General features: G+C 28.4%; 13 protein-coding genes. 4 read left to right on the forward strand and 9 right to left on the reverse strand.

Annotated elements, in window-relative coordinates; all coding sequences use genetic code 11:
• Positions 1-11: 11 nt before the first annotated feature.
• The gene (locus tag WG950_RS12890; RefSeq protein WP_340932899.1) at positions 12-461 is read right to left on the reverse strand and encodes an FKBP-type peptidyl-prolyl cis-trans isomerase; all 450 of its coding nucleotides are present in this window, start codon (positions 459-461) and stop codon (positions 12-14) included.
• Positions 462-705: 244 nt separating this feature from the next.
• Here WG950_RS12890 and WG950_RS12895 point away from each other — a divergent pair, with 244 nt between their 5' ends.
• On the forward strand, positions 706-3,867 hold the full coding sequence (locus WG950_RS12895) for a S41 family peptidase (RefSeq protein WP_340932900.1): 3,162 nt from the start codon (positions 706-708) through the stop codon (positions 3,865-3,867).
• Between the two features lie 67 nt (positions 3,868-3,934).
• Here the strand turns inward: WG950_RS12895 and WG950_RS12900 are convergent, their stop codons facing one another.
• From WG950_RS12900 to WG950_RS12920, 5 genes are all read right to left on the reverse strand, one after another.
• Positions 3,935-5,554: an amidohydrolase gene (locus WG950_RS12900; protein ID WP_340932901.1), complete on the reverse strand. Its 1,620-nt coding sequence runs from the start codon at positions 5,552-5,554 to the stop codon at positions 3,935-3,937.
• 3 nt (positions 5,555-5,557) lie between these two features.
• A complete protein-coding gene (locus WG950_RS12905) occupies positions 5,558-5,920 on the reverse strand; it encodes a DoxX family protein (protein ID WP_340932903.1) in 363 nt (120 codons plus the stop codon).
• A 2-nt stretch (positions 5,921-5,922) separates the two neighbouring features.
• Positions 5,923-7,353, reverse strand: a complete 1,431-nt coding sequence (locus tag WG950_RS12910; protein WP_340932904.1) for a M20/M25/M40 family metallo-hydrolase — start codon at positions 7,351-7,353, stop codon at positions 5,923-5,925.
• Between the two features lie 103 nt (positions 7,354-7,456).
• Positions 7,457-9,220: a TonB-dependent receptor gene (locus WG950_RS12915; RefSeq protein ID WP_340932906.1), complete on the reverse strand. Its 1,764-nt coding sequence runs from the start codon at positions 9,218-9,220 to the stop codon at positions 7,457-7,459.
• Entirely contained in the window at positions 9,220-12,258 is a 3,039-nt protein-coding gene (locus WG950_RS12920) for a tetratricopeptide repeat protein (RefSeq protein ID WP_340932908.1), read from the reverse strand. Before WG950_RS12920 ends, WG950_RS12915 begins: the two co-directional genes overlap by 1 nt.
• A 160-nt stretch (positions 12,259-12,418) precedes the next feature.
• On the opposite strand from WG950_RS12920, the gene WG950_RS12925 reads away from it, so the two are divergent.
• From WG950_RS12925 to WG950_RS12935, 3 genes are read left to right on the forward strand one after another with little or no spacing between them, the layout of a single operon-like run.
• Entirely contained in the window at positions 12,419-13,105 is a 687-nt protein-coding gene (locus tag WG950_RS12925; RefSeq protein ID WP_077809873.1) for a cell division ATP-binding protein FtsE, read from the forward strand.
• Positions 13,105-13,983, forward strand: coding sequence for a glycosyltransferase family 2 protein (locus tag WG950_RS12930; protein WP_340932909.1), 879 nt, complete (start codon positions 13,105-13,107; stop codon positions 13,981-13,983). Before WG950_RS12925 ends, WG950_RS12930 begins: the two co-directional genes overlap by 1 nt.
• A complete protein-coding gene (locus WG950_RS12935; RefSeq protein WP_340932910.1) occupies positions 13,976-14,788 on the forward strand; it encodes a 2OG-Fe(II) oxygenase in 813 nt (270 codons plus the stop codon). The genes WG950_RS12930 and WG950_RS12935 overlap by 8 nt, the downstream gene beginning before the upstream one ends.
• On the opposite strand, the gene WG950_RS12940 is transcribed toward WG950_RS12935, so the two are convergent.
• The 3 genes from WG950_RS12940 to WG950_RS12950 all read right to left on the reverse strand — a co-directional run bounded on the left by WG950_RS12940 (position 14,789) and on the right by WG950_RS12950 (position 18,431).
• Positions 14,789-15,874 (reverse strand): glycosyltransferase, encoded by a 1,086-nt coding sequence (locus tag WG950_RS12940; RefSeq protein ID WP_340932912.1) that lies wholly within the window; start codon positions 15,872-15,874, stop codon positions 14,789-14,791.
• Between the two features lie 881 nt (positions 15,875-16,755).
• Positions 16,756-17,607: a T9SS type A sorting domain-containing protein gene (locus tag WG950_RS12945; RefSeq protein WP_340932913.1), complete on the reverse strand. Its 852-nt coding sequence runs from the start codon at positions 17,605-17,607 to the stop codon at positions 16,756-16,758.
• Between the two features lie 119 nt (positions 17,608-17,726).
• Positions 17,727-18,431 carry a rhamnogalacturonan acetylesterase gene (locus WG950_RS12950; RefSeq protein WP_340932916.1) on the reverse strand — a complete coding sequence of 235 codons (705 nt, stop codon included), beginning with the start codon at positions 18,429-18,431 and terminating at the stop codon, positions 17,727-17,729.
• Positions 18,432-18,435: the final 4 nt, after the last annotated feature.

The raw sequence follows: 18,435 nt of genomic DNA on the forward strand, positions 1-18,435 counted from the left end.
TCGCTTTTTTTTTAATTTACACTTATCAATTTAATATCAAAAATTAAAACAGCACCACCAGGTATTCCTGGTCTACCATTTAAACCGTAACCTAAATTATAGGGTACTAGTAATTTTCCTTCTCCGCCTTCTTTAAAATACGTAATTCCTTCTGTCCATCCTAGAATTACTTGATTCAAACCAAAAGAGATACCTTCAGAACTACTTTCATCAAAAGTTTCACCATCTAAAAAATATCCTTTGTAAGCCACGGTAACATTAGAACTATTAGTTGGTCTAGCACCAGAGCCTTCTTTAGATATAACGTAATACAAACCAGTATTGCTTCTATTTGCATTTAAATCATTAGCTTCAATATATTTAATAATGTCTTCTTCTGTTTGCGGTTTAAAATTAATTTCGTCACTTACACAAGAAAAAAGTGAACATATTGTTACAAAAAGAACTAAGTATTTTTTCATTTTTATGATATAATTTTAAACAAATATAAGTTGAATTATTTAGATACTTTAAAATCTAAAGCAAGTATAATTTGGAACTACTTATCCAATCATTTAGAACTTACAAAAGTGTATATATTTCTGTATTAATATTTTAAATTGTGTGTGATTCGTTAAATAAAACTTAAAAAAGTCTTAAACAATTTTCAAATTATCAGAATCATTACCAATAAAGGCTAACTTAGGTGTTTTAAATTCAAATAATATGACTAAAAAAACGATTCTAATTATTGCATTTCTATGTAATTTAACTCTTTTAAATGCACAAAACACGTTAATAAGAACCCCAACAATTAGTCCTGATGCATCTAAAATGGCATTTGGTTATCATGGTGATATTTGGGTGTTAGACTTAAATACAAATCAAAAAAACAGATTAACCATAAATCAGGCTTACGAAAGTAATCCTATTTGGAATTCTAAAAGCAATGAAATTGTTTTTATGTCGAATAGAAAAGGAAGTCGAAACATTTTTAAAACGGATTTAAATGGAGGTGTACCAAATCAATTAACTTTTTATCCAACGACAGACACACCAAGCCAATGGCGAGAAAATGGTGAGATTATTTTTTCTAGTAATAGGATTTTTAAAGGTACAGAAAGAGAATCATCTATCTATAAAATTAACGAAAAAGGAGAAACACCAACTCGTTTTATGACTGCTTTAGGTAGTCAGGCTTCTGTTTCACCAAACGGAAAATTGGTAGCTTTTGTAAAAGGAACATGTAGAGTTTCTAGAGAAGATTATAATGGTCCTGCACAAAGAGATGTTTGGATTTATAATATTAAAACGAAAGAATATCATCAAATTACAACTAGTAAAAAGAACGATCATACACCACTTTGGGACGCAAATAACAACTTATATTACATAAGTGCGCAAAGTGGTAGATACAATATTTACAAAACGACTTTAAATGAAAATGGAAGTAAATTAGGAGTTGAAAATCAACTAACAAATTTAAAAGTTGATGGGGTTTTATCTTTTTCTGTTAGCAACAATGGTACAATTATTTATAATAGCGGAATTGAAGTTTTTAAAATGTTGAATGGAAAAACAACAAAAATCAATTTAAATTTAGCTACTGATAATCGATTTAATATAGAAGAAACTAAAACAGTTACAGACGGAATTAGAGATTTAAGTGTTTCTCCAAACGGAAAGTTAATCGCTTTGAGTATTAACGGAGAAATCTTTGTGAAAGAAAATAATAAGGATAAAACTAAAACGAATAATGTAAGCAATCATCCTTATAAAGATGACAATCCTTTTTGGATAGATAATAATACTTTAGGATTTTTATCAGATAGAAGTGGTCAAAATGAATTATATAAAGTTGTTTCTACGGATGAAAATGTGAATTTACAGAGAAGTTTAAAGACCAAAGTAACACAACTTACAAATAGTAAAATTGATGTTTTTGAACCAATTTTATCTCCCAATAGAAAGAAGTTGGCATATAGAATTGGTAGAGGTCAATTGGTTATTGCAGATGTAAATAATGGCAAATTAAGTAAACCAAAAAGTTATTCTGATACTTGGGCAGCAGCAAATAGTGTTGCGTGGAGTCCAGATAGTAAATACATTGCTTATTCTCAATCAGATTTAAATTTTGATAGCGAAATTTATATTCAATCTGTCGAAAATCCTTCGAAAAAGATGAATGTTTCTATGCATCCAAGGTCAGATTCTAATCCAGTTTGGAGTCCTGACGGTAAAAAACTTTCATTTGTTTCTAATAGAGCAGGAGATAGAGGCGGTATCAATTATGATACTTGGATGGTTTGGTTGCAAAAATTAGATTGGGAAAAAACAAAATCTGATTATAAAGAAGGAGACTATTATCAACCAAAAACAGCAAAAAAGAAAGATAAAAAAGAAGTTGTTGTAAAAATAGACGAAGATAAAATTTACGACAGATTGGTTCAGTTAACTAGTTGGGCAGGTAATGAATACGGAGCAATCTTTAGTACAGACAGTAAAAGTATTTATATTTCTGCTACAAATCCAGCAACTAGAAAAAATGGTTATTATAAAGTTGATTTATTAGGAGGAACACCTAAAGAAATTAAAGGAGTTACTTATGTTGGCGGTAATAGTTTAAACAAAGAAACATTATACTATTCATCTAGAGGAAAGTTAAAATCTTTAAACTTAAAGACAGATAAAGTTTCTTCTTTTTCACATATTGCAACTTATACAGTTGATAATTATAAATTAAATGAACAAGTTTTTTATGAAGGTGTAAGAGCAATAACCGCTGGATTTTATGATCCTCAATATCATGGTTATAATTGGGATAAAATAGTCAAAAGATACACACCTTGGGTTTTATCTGCAGCCACAAAACAAGATTATACTTTTATGTACAATAATATGTTAGGGCAGTTAAATGCAAGCCACATGGGTTATAGAGGTAGTTCGCCAGAAGAAGTTTCTAGCGATAGAGTTGGCCTTTTAGGTTTGGCAGTTTCTAATGTTAATAATGGTGTTAAAATCGATTATATTTTACCAAATTCAGCCGCTACAAAAACGAATGTTTCTTTGAATACTGGCGATGTAATTACTGCTGTAAATGGAAAGAAAATTAATATAAACACTAACTTTTACAGTCTTTTAAGAAATACATCTGGTAACGAAATTCTTTTAACTTTAGCTGATAAAAAAGAAGTTGTTGTAAGAACAGAATCTACAAGAACCATAAGTGGTTTGCGTTATGAAGAATGGATAAATTCTCGTAAAAAGTTAGTAGAAAAATATTCTAATGGGCAATTAGGATATATTCATATACAAGGAATGAATTTACCAAGTTTTGAACGTTTTGAACGAGAATTAAAAGCTAGTGGTTATGGTAAAAAAGGGATTGTTATTGATGTGAGAAATAATGGTGGTGGTTGGACCACAGATCGTTTGTTAGCAGTGTTAACGTATCAGCAACACGCATATACCGTGCCACGAGATGCTACAGATAATCTACAGAAGAACAATTTAAAATACAAAGAAAATTATCCTTTTAATGAGAGAGCAGTTTTATCTGTAAATACGAAACCATTAGTTGCTTTGTCTAATCAAAGTAGCTATTCTAATGCAGAGATTTTTGCACACGCATTTAAGAGTTTAAAATTAGGTAAATTAGTAGGGCAACCAACATTTGGAGCTGTAATATCTACCGGTAGTTATCGTTTGCAAGATGGTGCTATAAGAATGCCGTATAGAGCTTGGTATGTAAAAGAATCTGGTTTAAATATGGAACATGGTCCTGCAGTGCCAGATGTTTTAGTAGAAAACAAACCTGGTTGGAAAGCAAGAAATGAAGATGATCAATTAAAAAAAGCTGTAGAGGTTCTATTGCAAGATCTTAAATAGTATATAAAAAAAAGGGTTGATGAAATGTATTACTTCATCAACCCTTTTTTTATTTCTCTAGTTTTATTTATTCAGAATATACTTTTTCTCCATTTAAATAGGTTGCTAAAACTTTTGTTTTAGGAATTTTTTCTCCTTCAATTTGCATAATATCTTGATTTAAAATTACAAAATCAGCAAATTTACCTACTTCAATAGAACCTTTTTCTTCTTCTTCGAAATTAGAGTATGCAGCCCAAATAGTCATACCTTTTAGAGTTTCTTCTCTTGTTAGTGCATTTTCCATTTGAAAACCTTCTTCAGGATAATTTTCTAAATCTTTTCTTATAGTAGCAGCATAAAAAGTTAAAAACGGATTTACTTGTTCTACCGGAAAATCTGTACCTAAAGTAATTTTACCGTATTTATTTAGTAAATCTTTAAAAGCGTAAGCTCCTTTCATTCTTTTTTCTCCGATTCTATCTTCTGCCCAATACATATCAGAAGTTGCATGTGTTGGTTGCACAGACGGAATTATATTTTCAAAATAAGAGAAATCATCTTCAGAAATTATTTGCGCATGTTCAATTCTCCAACGTCTATTTTTAGCATCTTTTAAAACTTCTTTATAGGTTTTAAGCATCCAAGTATTGGCAGAATCACCAATTGCATGTGTGTTCATTTGATAATCTGAAGCAGCAATTTGTATTGCTATTTCTTGATATCTTTCAGGTGAATAAATTAAAGCTCCAAAATGATTTTCTCTATCAGAATAAGATGTTCTCATAGCTGCTCCTCTAGAGCCTAAAGCACCGTCACCATACACTTTAAACGAACGAACGTTTAATTTTTCTGTTTTAATAATTCCTTTATTTATATAATAATCTATTTGCTCTTGCTTGTCGCCAGATACCATTGCATAAACACGCATTTTAAGCGTATTTTCTTTTTGAAGACTGTCTATTAACTCGATAGTGCTTTTATCTAAACCAGCGTCGTCAACAGTAGTTAAACCATATGAAAAAGATATTTTTTGAGCATCTAATAAACCTTGTGTTGCTTCTTCTAATGATGTTGATGGGAATTTAATAAAATCCATAGCTGCGTCAATTAAAACCCCCGTCATTTTACCATCTTTTATTATAATTTCTCCACCAGAAACTTTTGTGTCTTTTGTAATACCTGCTAAATCGATGGCTGCTTGGTTTACTAACAATGCATGACCATCAACTCTGCCGACTGCAACAGGTGTTTCTGGAAATAAAGCATCTAATTTTTCTTTTGTAGGAAACTCTTTTATATCCCAATCGTTTTGATCCCAACCACGACCAGTAATAAAACTTGTGTTTTTTTCTTTCTGAAAAGCAACAATTTTCTCTAAAACTTCGTCATAACTTTTTGTGCCTTCTAAAGAAACTTTTTGTTGTTGTAAACCCATTCTAAAAAAATGACAATGTGCATCAATTAAACCAGGAACAATTGTTTGGCTCTGCGCATCAACTATGTTTTTAGATTCATATTTACCTTTAATTTCGTTGTTATTACCAACGGCAACAAACAAACCGTCTTTAATAGCAAACGCTTCTGCTTTATTAAAATCGTTATTTACAGTATAAGTGTTAGAATTTAAAACAATTAAATCTACTTGCTCTTTTTTACAAGAGAAAATTGAAATTAGGGTTAAAATTAAGATTAAATTTTTATTCATTTTTTAATAATTTATATAGATTAAATAGATGCAATACATTAATAGAAATTGTAGCGGAATTCTAACATATGCAATTTTTTTTGATCCTATAGCAGGTCTAATTTTGGTGGCATCCCAAATATGAATTGGTAAAAAGATTACCAATAATATAAAAATTCCTACAGATGCATTTTTTACACTACTAGTAAAAAATAAACCTAAGCCAAGAAAAAACTCTAAGGCACCAAAAACATAATTTATTAATAATTTTGGTAGAAATTCAGGTATAAAATGTTTGAAAATTTTGGGTTTTATAATGTGCATTATTCCTGCAAAGCAAAATAAAATTCCGAAGAAAATTCTTAAAATAAGTACAGTCGTTTCCATTATTATGGTTTCACAATTTGGTTGTTGTACAAGTACTTATCCATTAGGTAAACAATACTAGCCATAGATGCGCTACCTAATTCTAGTTCTCTTTTATTTACTTTATCAAACGTGTCTCTACTTGTATGATGATAATCAAAGTAACGCTGGCTATCTGGCCTGTAACCAACCAAAGTAACGTTTTCTGCTTGAAGCGGTGCAATATCTGCACCAGAACCACCTTTGTCTAAATCATGCAATCCGTAAGGAGATAGTAATTTTTTCCAGCTTTGTACCAATGCTGTATTCGAGTTGTTTGCTTGTATAGAAAAACCTCTAGGTGTATGACCGCCTGCATCAGACTCTAAACCACCAATATGCTTTTCTTTGTTAAATTTAGCTAGTTCTGCATATTTTTTTGCACCACGTGTTCCGTTTTCTTCATTCATATAAAACACAATTCGTATTGTGTTTTTTGGTTTGATGTTGTTTTTCTTAAATAAATAAGCAACCTCTAGAGATTGTACAATTCCGGTTCCATCATCATGAGCACCTTCACCTAAATCCCAAGAATCTAAATGACCACCAACAACAAAAATATTTTCTGGTGTTTCTGTTCCTTTAATTTCTCCGACTACATTAAAAGAAGGAGCGTTTGGTAAGGTTTTACAACTTTGCCTAAAGTAGAATTTTAAATTTGGATTTGTTTGTAAATCTTTACTTAGAATATTTGCAGATTTGCTACTAATTGCAGCAGCCGGAATATGTTTTTCTTTTGGCAAATCATTATAAGTCATTGTTCCTGTATGCGGATAATCATCTACAGAATTTGTCATTGAACGAACAATAACACCTTTTGCACCAAATTTACCACATACTGCAGCACCTTGCACTCTTTGATCTACGCAACCGCCATAAGCGCCAAATGTGTTTATTAAAGTATTATCAAAAGGTCTGTTAAAAAATACAATTTTACCTTTCATTTTATCGCCTAATTTTTCTGCATCCTCTAAAGATTTTACTTCTAAAACTTCTGCTAACACGCCAGTTTTAGGAGTCGCAACAGAAAAACCTAATGCACAAATAGCAACATTTTTTTGAACTCCGTTAGTTGTATAAGTGGCAATTTCTTTTTCTCCTCTAATCCAATGTGGTACCATTACTGGTTGCAACCAAACCGAATCTAAACCTACTTCTTTCATTAGTTTTTCTCCCCAAATTACTGCTTGTGCAGCTTCTTTAGAACCAGATAATCTACCACCAATATTTTGCGTTAAATCTCTTAACCATTCATAAGATTTACCTTGGGTTAATGCGCTATTAAAAAGTGTTTTTATTTTAGTAGAATCTATTTTTTCTTCTGATGAGAGTCCGTTATTAATTTGTTTTTCTTGCTTATTATTACAAGAAATAATTAATAAAGATAATGTAAGTAGAAATAATGTTTTTTTCATGTTTGTAGAATAATTTTAGAATTGTTAAAGCTACAAAAATGAATTGAGAAAATTATTTTTTTATAATTTGATACTGTTTCTTTATATTATTGAATGTAATGTTTTAAAAATCAAACTTATAGGTAAAACCGGCTAAGGCTTGAAACCCTTGTGTATTAAAATTTGCAAATCTTTGATAATTAGTATTTAGTACATTATTTAATTTAAGAAAAGCAGAGAATTTATCGTTAAAATGATAACCACCATCTAAATTTACATCAACAAAAGAATTTAAAGTTTGAATACCACTTAGACTAGAAGGAAATTCTGCGTTGTATAAAGCATCCATTCTTTCATCAACATAAAATATATTTGCGGTCGCATACCATTTCGTTTTTTTATATTTTGCTAAAAAAGCACCTTCTAAGCTTGGTAAATTCCAACTTTCTAAAGCATTTAATGTTGTGTAGTTTTTTGCTTCTACTTGAGTAGAGAAAGTAAGGTTTTTGTTAAAAAGATATTCAAATTCGGCAAAAATAGTATTCGATTTAACATCATCATAATAAATGCTGAAAGAATTGCCGTATTCATAACCTTTCAATTCTTCGCCGTTAAACGAGGTACTATTTCCGTTAGATTTTGTATTGTTTCTTAAAAAAAGAGGTTTATCTTCTTCTTTAACAACACTAGCTTTAATATTGTAGCTAATACTTTTAGTTAAATTTCCTTTTAAACCTAAAAAAATATTCGAAGATTCTGCTGTTTGAGTAATAAATAAACTTGGAGAAACATAAGGGTTTACTTCTGTGAACTTTTTATAAGTATTGGTTTCTAAATTACCAGTTAAACCTGTATAAATATTTACATATTGTTTATATATTGGGGTTTGTAAAAACAAATCTGGAAACATAAAAAAGTTTGTAATATCATTTTCTGTATCAACAGAAACAAATGTTCTTAAACTAGCTTTTAGAAGTAAATTCCCAAACTCATGTTTATACTCTGGGATTAATTTTGCCGTAATTATATTGTAATTTATTCCGTCAGAATTGTCATAGTTTTCAGTAAAATTTCCGTTTAAAACTTCTACGCCCGCATCAAAAGAAATCGTATTTAAATTGTAATTTATAAAGTCTAACGGAAAATCTAATTTTGTATTAAAACTTGCATAAATTTCCGAACTGTTGTATTTATCAGTAAAATATGAAGCTGTAATATTACCATAATCGATATAAGAATCATGAAACTTAAAATGGCCAGTAGTTTTAAAGTATGTGTAATTTTGATCTTCTTCTATACCATTAATAACTGCTTCGCTATAAAGAATATCTGTAGGTAAACCATACCAATTATAATGGTTTCTTTCGACGTCTAAACCAACTTTCCAATCGAAATACCTTTCTTCTTTTTTAAAATATGCCGAAGATTTAAAATTTAAAAATGTACTATTTAATTTAGTGTCTTTAATGTTTTCTTCTGATGAATTAAATTTAGCATGTACACCATATTCATCATTAAATCTTGTGTTGTGATAAATAAATAACTCTGCATACGGACTTATGTAATTCCCGATTCCGGCTGCAAAATAATTGTTATAAACTCTTTCTTTAACACCAACATTAATACCTTTTACAACACCCGTTTTAGGAATAAAAGTAGAGGCAACAGGTGCAGAAAATATAGAATATTTCAATTTTTTCTTATCACTTTTTTTAAGTAATTGAATTGTAGGATTGTTTTTAATTTTTTTTACATCAGCAATTTTAGGGTTATATTTTGTAACAACATTTACAACCTCTGTTTCTACTACAGTATCTTTCTTTTTCTCTTGCGAATTAGCAGAGAAAACAACCAATAAAACTATAATTAATAAAAAGCCTTTTCTCATTAGTTCTTCTTTTCTGGTGTTACTGAATTATTTGTTTTGGCTTCGTTTTCTCGTATTGTATTTAATTCTAATTCTGCATCTTTAACAATATCATCAAACTGTTTAAAGTTTTTAATTACATTTTCTAAAACAAACGTTGCTTGGTAAACATCATTTAATCCGTAATAATTTTTACCCATTATTACATAACTTTTTACAGCCCAGTATTTGTAATTTGCATATTTGGCAATTAACTTTTGCACTACTTTATTAGATTCTTTAAATAGTTTTTGCTGATTTTTAAAGTAAGCATTGTAAAAAAGAGCTTCTGCTTTTATCTCGCCAATAGCTGTAGCTTCTATCTCTTTATAATATTTTTCTGCAGTAATAAAATCGTTACTTTTAAAAGAAGATCTTGCAATTATTTTTTTTGCATCATTGCTAATAGTTGCATCAAGTTTGTCTTTTTGCAAGATTTTTTTAGCATACTCTGTTGCAAAATCATAGGCTTCTGTTTCGTAATATCCTTTCATTAAATTACTCTGTGCATAAATAATGTTTTCTGTAACATAAGCTTCTTCTTCTAATCGATCTAGAAGTGGTAATGCAGTGTTAAAATCGTCTTGATTTAAATAAATTTGAGATAATTTATTTAGTGAATCTTCTGTAAAATCAGATGTGTCTTCGTTAATAACAAACTCGAAATAAGGAATCGATTTTTTAAATTCTTTAACTTGAAATAATACATCTGCTAAATAATAATTGGCTTTTATTTTATGAGTTCCTTTAGGGAATTTTCTAATGTAATTCTGAAGACTATTTATAATATCTTCTCCTTTTTTAGATTCTAAATATTTTTTTTCGGCAACGGCAAAAGTAGTATTGTCTAATTCTGAATTTGTAATATTTATAAATTTTAATGTAGCAACCCAATTTACATAATCTTCTAAATTTCCTTCTTCAATATACACATTTCTTGCGTTTGCAACGGCTTCTAGCGCATCTGGTGAATTTGGAAATTTTGCAGCAACATCTTTATATTTCATTAAAGATTGCATGTTAGAGTTGTCATTAAAATACAATAAACCTTGTCGCAGTAAAGCTCTAGAAACAAAGGTGCTTTTCGGATGTTTTTCAATCAAACGGTCATACGCAATATGAGCATTTTTATGATCCTTTATTTTAGAATATGTGTTTCCTAATTGGTATAAAGCATCGTCCTTTAAATTAGAAACTTGGTAGTTATTTATTACGTTTTTTAAAGCTGTAATTTTTTCTTCATTTTTATCTATAAAACCATAACTCATACCTATTTGATACTGCGCATAATCTGCACCAAGACCAAAATTATCAGTAACATTTTTATATGTAGAAATTGCTTTTGTGTAATTTGTAGTGGCAAAGTAACTGTCTGCTAACCTAATTAAAGCATCGTATTTTAAATTGTCTGAAATGCTATCCTTTTTCAGGAAATTTTTAAAATAATTACCAGCGTTTTCATATTGTTTTAGTTTAAAATAACTGTAACCAATATTATAATTTAATCTAGAAAATTCATTGATGTTTACTGATTTTGAAGCGTTATTAATAGCTATAAATTTAGACAATGCATCTTTGTAGTTTTCTAAAAGATATAAGCTTTCTGCTTCCCAATATTTAGCTCTCTGATTAATTTGGTTAATTTTAGATTTCTTTGCTTCTATGAAAAATGGAACCGATTCGGATAACTTATTTTCGTTGAACAATTGAATTCCTCTATATAAAGAGACCTCATATGTTAGCGTAATATTTTCTTCGGATTTTTTTTCTGATAAAAATGCCAAAGCACCTTTGTAATCTTGCTGGTTTAAGAAAGAAGAAACTACTAATTCGTTAATTTCTTGATACGCTTTAGATTTCGGATATTCTTTTAAATATTTTTGTAAAACTTCTGCTACGGGTTCAAAAGGGTTTCCTTCTTCGTAGCTAAGTTTTGCATAATTTAATGCTGCGTCTTGTTTTATGTTTTTGTCAAAATTCATTAAAGAAGCCGATTTAAATGCGTTTAAAGCAGCACTTTTATTCTCTAATTTCATGTAACATTCACCTAAATGATAATATGCATTTTGAGAAACTGAATTTTTTTGATCGATAATTTTATTAAAGTTATTTACAGCATTTTCAAAATCGTTTTGTTTGTAATACGCATATCCTAATTGGTAAAAATCGGTGTTATTCCATTTTCCTTTTGTGCCTTTGTAGGCTTTTAAATAAGGAATAGATTCTGCATATTTATTTAAATTAAAATAACTTTCTCCAATAATTTTAGCAACATCAGATTTTAATTTTCTTTCTATTGTTGGGTATAACTCTAAACCAACTTTAATACATCGTTTAAATTTACCTGCTTTAAAACTAATATCTAATAAATAATAAGTAATTTCTGCTCTGTAAGATTCGTCGTCTGCAATTTCTTTTAAGGTAGATTCTGCAATACCGTAATCTTCTAATTTGTAAGAAATAAATCCGAAGTAATATCTCGAATCATTACCATATTTTGCATCATTAATTAAAGGTAAAAATCGTGCTTTGGCTAATTGTAAATTATTTGTAGCTAAAAAGCAATAACCCATTTTAAAATTAAGTTCTTTTCTGTTTTCTTTAGAAAGATTATCTAAGTTTACTTTTTGAAACCATTTTAAAGCATAAGCTGCTTTTTTATTCGCAAAATAGTAGTTTGCTACATTGTAAAAAGCAATATTTTTTTTATTACTGTTTGGGTTTTCTTCTACAAAAGTTAATACTTTTTTATCTGCGTCTGCTCTATTTAATTTTATTGCAGACATTGCTTCGTAGTAACTTGCATCAGATTTTAAGTTAGAACCAACACTTGCGTCTTCTGCAACTTTACTAAAAGTTTTAAAAGCAGCAGCGTAAGCTTTAGAATTGTATAGTTTTAATGCATTGTTATACGTTGTTAAATTTGTTGCATCTGCAATTGTTTGTTGCGAAAAACAATGAATACTGCATAAAAAGATGCAAAAAGAAAGAATCAGTTTTGTTAAAAAACGATATTTCATAGAGTTATATTTATTCTCAAAATGTATAACGAATAATTTTTTACTTTGTTGGATTGGGGAAGAAATATTATTTTATTCAAAATCAAAAATAAGAATTGTTGTCAATTCATAGTTAAAAAATCAATAGAAACTTTTAAGTTTGTAGAAACTACTTATTCCTATGAAAAATCATGTTTTACAATTAGAAAATGCAGAAATTTACCAAAGAGATAATTTAGTGCTTTCTAAAGTTAATTTAACCATTAATAAAGGCGATTTCTATTATTTAATAGGAAAAACGGGTAGTGGTAAAAGTAGCTTAATGAAAACTTTGTACGGCGATTTGCAATTGCAAAAAGGTACAGGAAACATTGTAGATTTTGATTTAAAAACGTTAAAAGAGAAACAAATTCCGTTTTTAAGAAGAAAAATAGGAATTGTTTTTCAAGATTTTAAACTTTTAAATGATAGAAATGTTTTTGATAACCTGCAGTTTGTGCTAAAAGCAACAGGTTGGAAAGACAAAGAGCAAATGAAAGAAAAGATTCATGAAGTTTTAGATAAAGTTGGTTTAAAATCTAAATATTTTAAAAAACCTTACGAACTTTCTGGCGGTGAACAACAAAGAGTTGCCATTGCAAGAGCCCTTTTAAATGATCCGGAATTAATTTTAGCAGACGAGCCAACTGGAAATTTAGATCCTAAAACTTCTATGGAAGTGATGGAACTTTTAAACGAAATACATAAAAGTGGTAAAACAATTTTAATGGCAACTCACGATTATCAATTAATAGTAAAGTTTAAACAAAAAACTTTAAAATGTGAAGGTGGCGAGTTGTTTGAAGTTGCCCAACAAGCAAGTGCTTAATGCTATCTGTATTAATACCAACATATAATTACAATGCATTTTTATTAGTTAAAAATATTCAGAAACAATTAGTTTTAGAAAAAATACCTTTCGAAATTATTTGTTTTGATGATGGATCTAACTCTTCTATTAATATAAATAATGAAGAAATAAACACACTTTCTAACGCAACTTTTATCGCTTTTAAGAAGAATGTTGGTAGAAGTGCAATACGTAATTTGTTAGCTGAAAAAGCCACATTTAATTGGTTGCTTTTTTTAGATGCAGATGTTTTACCGGTAAGCAATAACTTTATTAAAAATTATATAAAGTATTTTAATTCTGATAAAATTGTTTTTTGTGGCGGAATTAAATATCAAGATTCAACCGAAAATCAAAAGTATTTAAGATACAAATACGGAAAAAAAAATGAAGAAATTTCTTTAAATAAAAGAATACAAAATCCTTCAAAATATTTTTTTACCTCTAATTTTTTAATTCAGAAAGCAGTTTTTTCAAAAATTAAATTCGAAGAAAAATTAGTTGATTATGGTAGAGAAGATTTACTTTTTTCTATGGATTTGATAAAAGAAGGTTACAAAATAGAACAAATAGCAAACGAGGTTTATCATTTGGGTATTGATGACAATGCACTTTTTATTAAAAAGACAAAAAAGGCAATGAAAAATTTAATTTTCTTAGAAAAAAGTAATTTGATTGATGCTGATAGTTTGCAACTATTAAAGCTAATCAATAAAATTTCTAAATTTAAGTTATTAAAAGCAGCTGCTTTTTTACAACCTGTTTTCGAGAATTTGGCAAAGAATAAATCATCAGTATTTTTTTTAAATTGCATGAAAGTAAGTTACCTCTGTCAACTAAAATTAAAGCATGAATAGAACCGAAATTGCTAATTTAATTTTAACGAATTTAAATGAAAATAAAGATGCTTTAAAAAAGCAATTTTTATCATCAAAAGATGAAATAGGTTATTTTTATCTGGATAATTTGTTACCAGAAACTTTGGCTTTAGAAATCTATCAGAATTTTCCAGACACAAAAGAAGCTGTTAAGAAAAAAAACTTAAGAGAGTTTAAATTTACAGCATATCAAATGAATAAATATGATGTGCTTTTAGAGGAAATTGTTTATGCTTTTCAAGATAAAAGAGTTGTAAAGTTAGTTGGTGAGATTTGCGAATTAAAAGATATAGAAGGTGATGAGAATCTGTATGCAGGAGGTTTGTCTTTAATGGAGAAAGACAATTTTTTGAATCCGCATTTAGATAATTCACATGACAAGGATAGAAATAAATGGCGCGTTTTAAACTTGCTTTATTATGTTTCACCAAATTGGAAACTAGAAAATGGTGGTAATTTAGAATTATGGCCAAAAGGTTTAAAAGAGTCACAAATAACCATTGTTAGTAAGTTTAACAGATTAGTTGTAATGTCTACACACAATAATTCTTGGCATTCTGTAAGTAAAGTTTTAAAGGATTATGTTAGAAATTGTGTTTCTAATTATTATTTTTCGAATGCTCCTTTTTTAACTTCAGATACTTTTCATGTGACTACTTTTAGAGGGAGATCGTCAGAAAAAATTAAAGATATTTTATTGCGATTAGACAATGGTTTTAGAGGAAGTTTGCGAAAAATCTTTAAGAAAGGAGTTCGAGAGAATCCACATCAATATAAGAAGTAGTTATTGTAAGTTTTCAAAGATTTTTAATAAATCAGTTTCTTGTTTTTCCCAAACTAATTCTCTTTTTGCAACTTTTAAAGATTCAGAATAACTTTTTGCAAACATCTGATTAATTTGTGATGCAATAATTGCTGGCTTTCTATTTTTTAGAACTTCACCAACATTATACTTTGTAATAACAGCTTTCATTTCTGGCAAATCGGCAGTCAAAACAGGCACGTTTGCTTGAATATAATCGAATATTTTATTAGGTAATGCGTATCTATAATTTAGCCCTAAATCTTCTTCAATACTAATACCTAAATCTGCTAACGGAGTTAATTTAGCTAATTCTTCGGGAGTTTTTCGACCTAATAAAAATACTTTTTTTTCTAATTTTTCTGATGCTACTTTTAATTTTAAATTCAGAAATTCATCACCGTCGCCAATAATAACAAAGCAACAATTATCTATAATTTTTACTGTCTCAATCATTAAATTTAATCCTCTACCAAGGTTTGTTGCGCCTTGATATAAGATTATTTTCTGATTTTTTGTATCAAAATTGAAATTCCCTTTTTTTAATTCTTTTTGAAAAGGTAAGTTTTTGATGGTTTTAAAATTAGTTTGATATTTATTTTTATAATGTTTAGCGATGCTATCACAAACTGTATAATTATTTTTTAATTTCGGAATAATTAAATCTTCTAAAATCATCCAAAAACTTTTAACTTTTGGTCTATTAACTAATTCTGGTATTTCAGAAAAGAGTTCGTGACTATCAAAAACTAATTTTTTATTTTGAAGTTTACTTACAAGAAAGTTTGGTAATAATGTATCTAAATCATTTGCTAATAAAATATCTTTTTTATGAAATAATAAGTAAATAAATAATCGAAGATTAAATTCGGCAAAAAATAGGAAGCCGTTATTAAAAAGCAGTTTAAATCTTTTGGTTGTATAATTTCTAGAAATATTTTTACTGTTTTTTAGTTTTCGACCAATTAATATTACTTCGTAATTATTGTTCGTTAACGTTTTACAAACCTTAGCAACTCTTTGGTCTGTAGATAAATCATTAGTAACAGAGATAAATACTCTTTTCAAAATTATTATAATTTCTTGCAAGATAAATTAAAAACAAATCAATTTAAATAATCAATTTACATTTTTACTTATAATATTGATTAACTGTAATTTGTTGTGAAAAGAATAAAATTTACATCTAAAAATTCATAAATTTTTAAGATAAATATATTTGAATTGTTAAAATAATAATTATATTTGAGATAATTGCTCATGATATTATAAGAAAAAGTGTTTTTATTAAAATAAAATTTAACCCCTAAAACACCCAATTTAATGTCAAAATGCCCCTCATGTAATTCTAATTACAGTAAAAGATCTACTAGAAACTTTTTTCAAAGGATTATACCAAAGTCAAAAGTTTTAAATGTTTTCATTGCAAAACAAAAGTTCTAAGAATACCTTATTTGTTTTCTGAATTTATTATTAAAAAAGGAAAGCAATTAGAAAGAGGTTTTCAAGTTACTAATTAAATAAGCATGTTTTTTATAGTTAATTTTTAAAAGACAATTATGAGTAAATGTCCTTCATGCAATTCAGGTTTTAGAAAAAGAATAACAAGAAATTCTTATTTGCGTTTATTTTTTAAAGCAAAAATTTATAAGTGTCATGAATGTAAAGTTAAATATATAAGAATTCCGTTTATTACAACATCGATAATTATTAAAAAAGGAAATAAGAAAAAATAATTATTTGCTAAACATGTTAAATTAAAAAAACCTCTAATTAAGTTAATTAGAGGTTTTTTTAATTTTGTGGAGACGCTGATACCCGAATCTTAATTTGTTTTGAATTTCATTATATCTCTTTGTTTTATTAAGACATTCAAAAAACGATTATTAATATAACCAAAGTATATGCTTAAACATACCCTTTGGTTTTTGATAAATTGTTAGTATTTGTTAATGACTTAGTAGTTTAATTGTTTTCTGACCTTTATCTGTTTTAATTTGAGCAATCCATAAACCTTTTTTTAGACAAAAATCAGTTATTGTTGCCGTGTTTATACTTTTAACTAAAGAGCCCGTTACATTGTAAATTTTAATTTGTGTACGACTAGCTACATCTGTAACATAAATTCTGTTATTATTTGCTCTCAATTTAGTTTTAACTAAATTTTCAACAGGGTTTACACTTAGAGTAGAAGCTCCAGAACCAGAAACTTCAATTTTGTATAAACTAAACGAATTTGAAGAGTATATTGAAATATTTTCGCCAGTACCATTGTAATCAGCTGTTATAGTGTAAGGATCTGTGTCAGAAACCTTAGTAACTGAATTTAAAACGCTTGTTTCATCAGAAATAAATAAAGATCGCTCAGAAGAACCTCCTGAACGATACCAGATTTTTATAGATACTGGACCTGAAAGAGGAAAATACATATAACTATGTGTTGGATTTAGGTTGTTATCATCAGGATTAGAACCTCCTTCTGTTTTAAAACGATTAATTGAAGTGTATTCGTTTTCTGTACCTGCATCCCATGTTTTTCCACCAGCGTTTTCTATTTTACCATATTTGTCTCCAGAGCTGTCACCCACTAGAAATAAGGCGTCCTTTTTTACAGTTGCTCCTTCAGGAGCATTAAAATCTGCTAGAGGCCACATAGCAATTTGTGCTGCGCTAGTATAACTGGCATCGCCTCCAAAATCCCAAATTTTTGTTTGTGCATTTTGAGTTAAACAAAATGTAACCAGAAATAGTGTTAGATAAAGTAGTTTTTTTTCATGATTAAAAGTTTTATAGCTAATCAATATAATCGATTACAATATTAGTTATTTTTTTTGACTTTCATCGGGAAATATTTTGTTAAACCTCAGGTAATCATTGGTGTAAAGTTTTGCTGTGCGATTTTTCTTAAATTAAATTATAATTATTTTAAAAAATTATGAAATGGTTTAATTTTTTCTTTTAATTCTTTTATAGCAAGTTTTGTAACTTCTGTAGCCCCTAAAATAGACAAATGCGTGTTGTCTATTTTTCCTTTTGGATAATAAGAAATTTCGTTAGGTGCATAATGTAGATGTAATTTTTTAGAAGCCTCAACACCATAAGATTCTTCAAGTTTTTCTGTTAAATATTGTAAGTCAATTAAAGGAATATTATATTCTTTTGCAATAAGTCTAACTTGTAGAGGATAGTTTCCGTGAGTATCTACTAAAGTACTATCCGAATTAAAATTTCGCCTAACTATGGAGGTAAATAAAACTGGATTAGCTTCCTTTTCTTGGGTTTCATTTATAAATTTAATTAAATTATTTCGATATGCTGTATTTGGATTGGTGTAACGTTTTGGAGATTTTTCTTTTTGATCATTATGGCCAAATTGTATAAAAACATAATCGCCTTTTTTGAGTTTGTTATGCACTTTTTGCCATCTTTTTTCAGTAATAAAACTACGTGTACTTCTGCCATTTACAGCATGGTTTTCTAGAGTTACCCTATCATTTAAAAACGAAGGTAAAATTTGACACCAACCACGTTCTGGGTTTACTTTAGGGTTTGGTTTGTCTGCCATTGTAGAATCTCCAATGCTATAAATTGTAACGTTTTTAATTTCAGTTCTTTCCTCTTTCAAAGTA

This window comes from Polaribacter marinaquae, from assembly GCF_038019025.1.
Classification (GTDB): domain Bacteria; phylum Bacteroidota; class Bacteroidia; order Flavobacteriales; family Flavobacteriaceae; genus Polaribacter; species Polaribacter marinaquae.

Bases quoted from the DNA above. Each gene is read 5' to 3' on its own strand.
- WG950_RS12890 (WP_340932899.1), bottom strand. From the start codon at position 461: ATGAAAAAATACTTAGTTCTTTTTGTAACAATATGTTCACTTTTTTCT.
- WG950_RS12895 (WP_340932900.1), top strand. From the start codon at position 706: ATGACTAAAAAAACGATTCTAATTATTGCATTTCTATGTAATTTAACT.
- WG950_RS12900 (WP_340932901.1), bottom strand. From the start codon at position 5,554: ATGAATAAAAATTTAATCTTAATTTTAACCCTAATTTCAATTTTCTCT.
- WG950_RS12905 (WP_340932903.1), bottom strand. From the start codon at position 5,920: ATGGAAACGACTGTACTTATTTTAAGAATTTTCTTCGGAATTTTATTT.
- WG950_RS12910 (WP_340932904.1), bottom strand. From the start codon at position 7,353: ATGAAAAAAACATTATTTCTACTTACATTATCTTTATTAATTATTTCT.
- WG950_RS12915 (WP_340932906.1), bottom strand. From the start codon at position 9,220: ATGAGAAAAGGCTTTTTATTAATTATAGTTTTATTGGTTGTTTTCTCT.
- WG950_RS12920 (WP_340932908.1), bottom strand. From the start codon at position 12,258: ATGAAATATCGTTTTTTAACAAAACTGATTCTTTCTTTTTGCATCTTT.
- WG950_RS12925 (WP_077809873.1), top strand. From the start codon at position 12,419: ATGAAAAATCATGTTTTACAATTAGAAAATGCAGAAATTTACCAAAGA.
- WG950_RS12930 (WP_340932909.1), top strand. From the start codon at position 13,105: ATGCTATCTGTATTAATACCAACATATAATTACAATGCATTTTTATTA.
- WG950_RS12935 (WP_340932910.1), top strand. From the start codon at position 13,976: ATGAATAGAACCGAAATTGCTAATTTAATTTTAACGAATTTAAATGAA.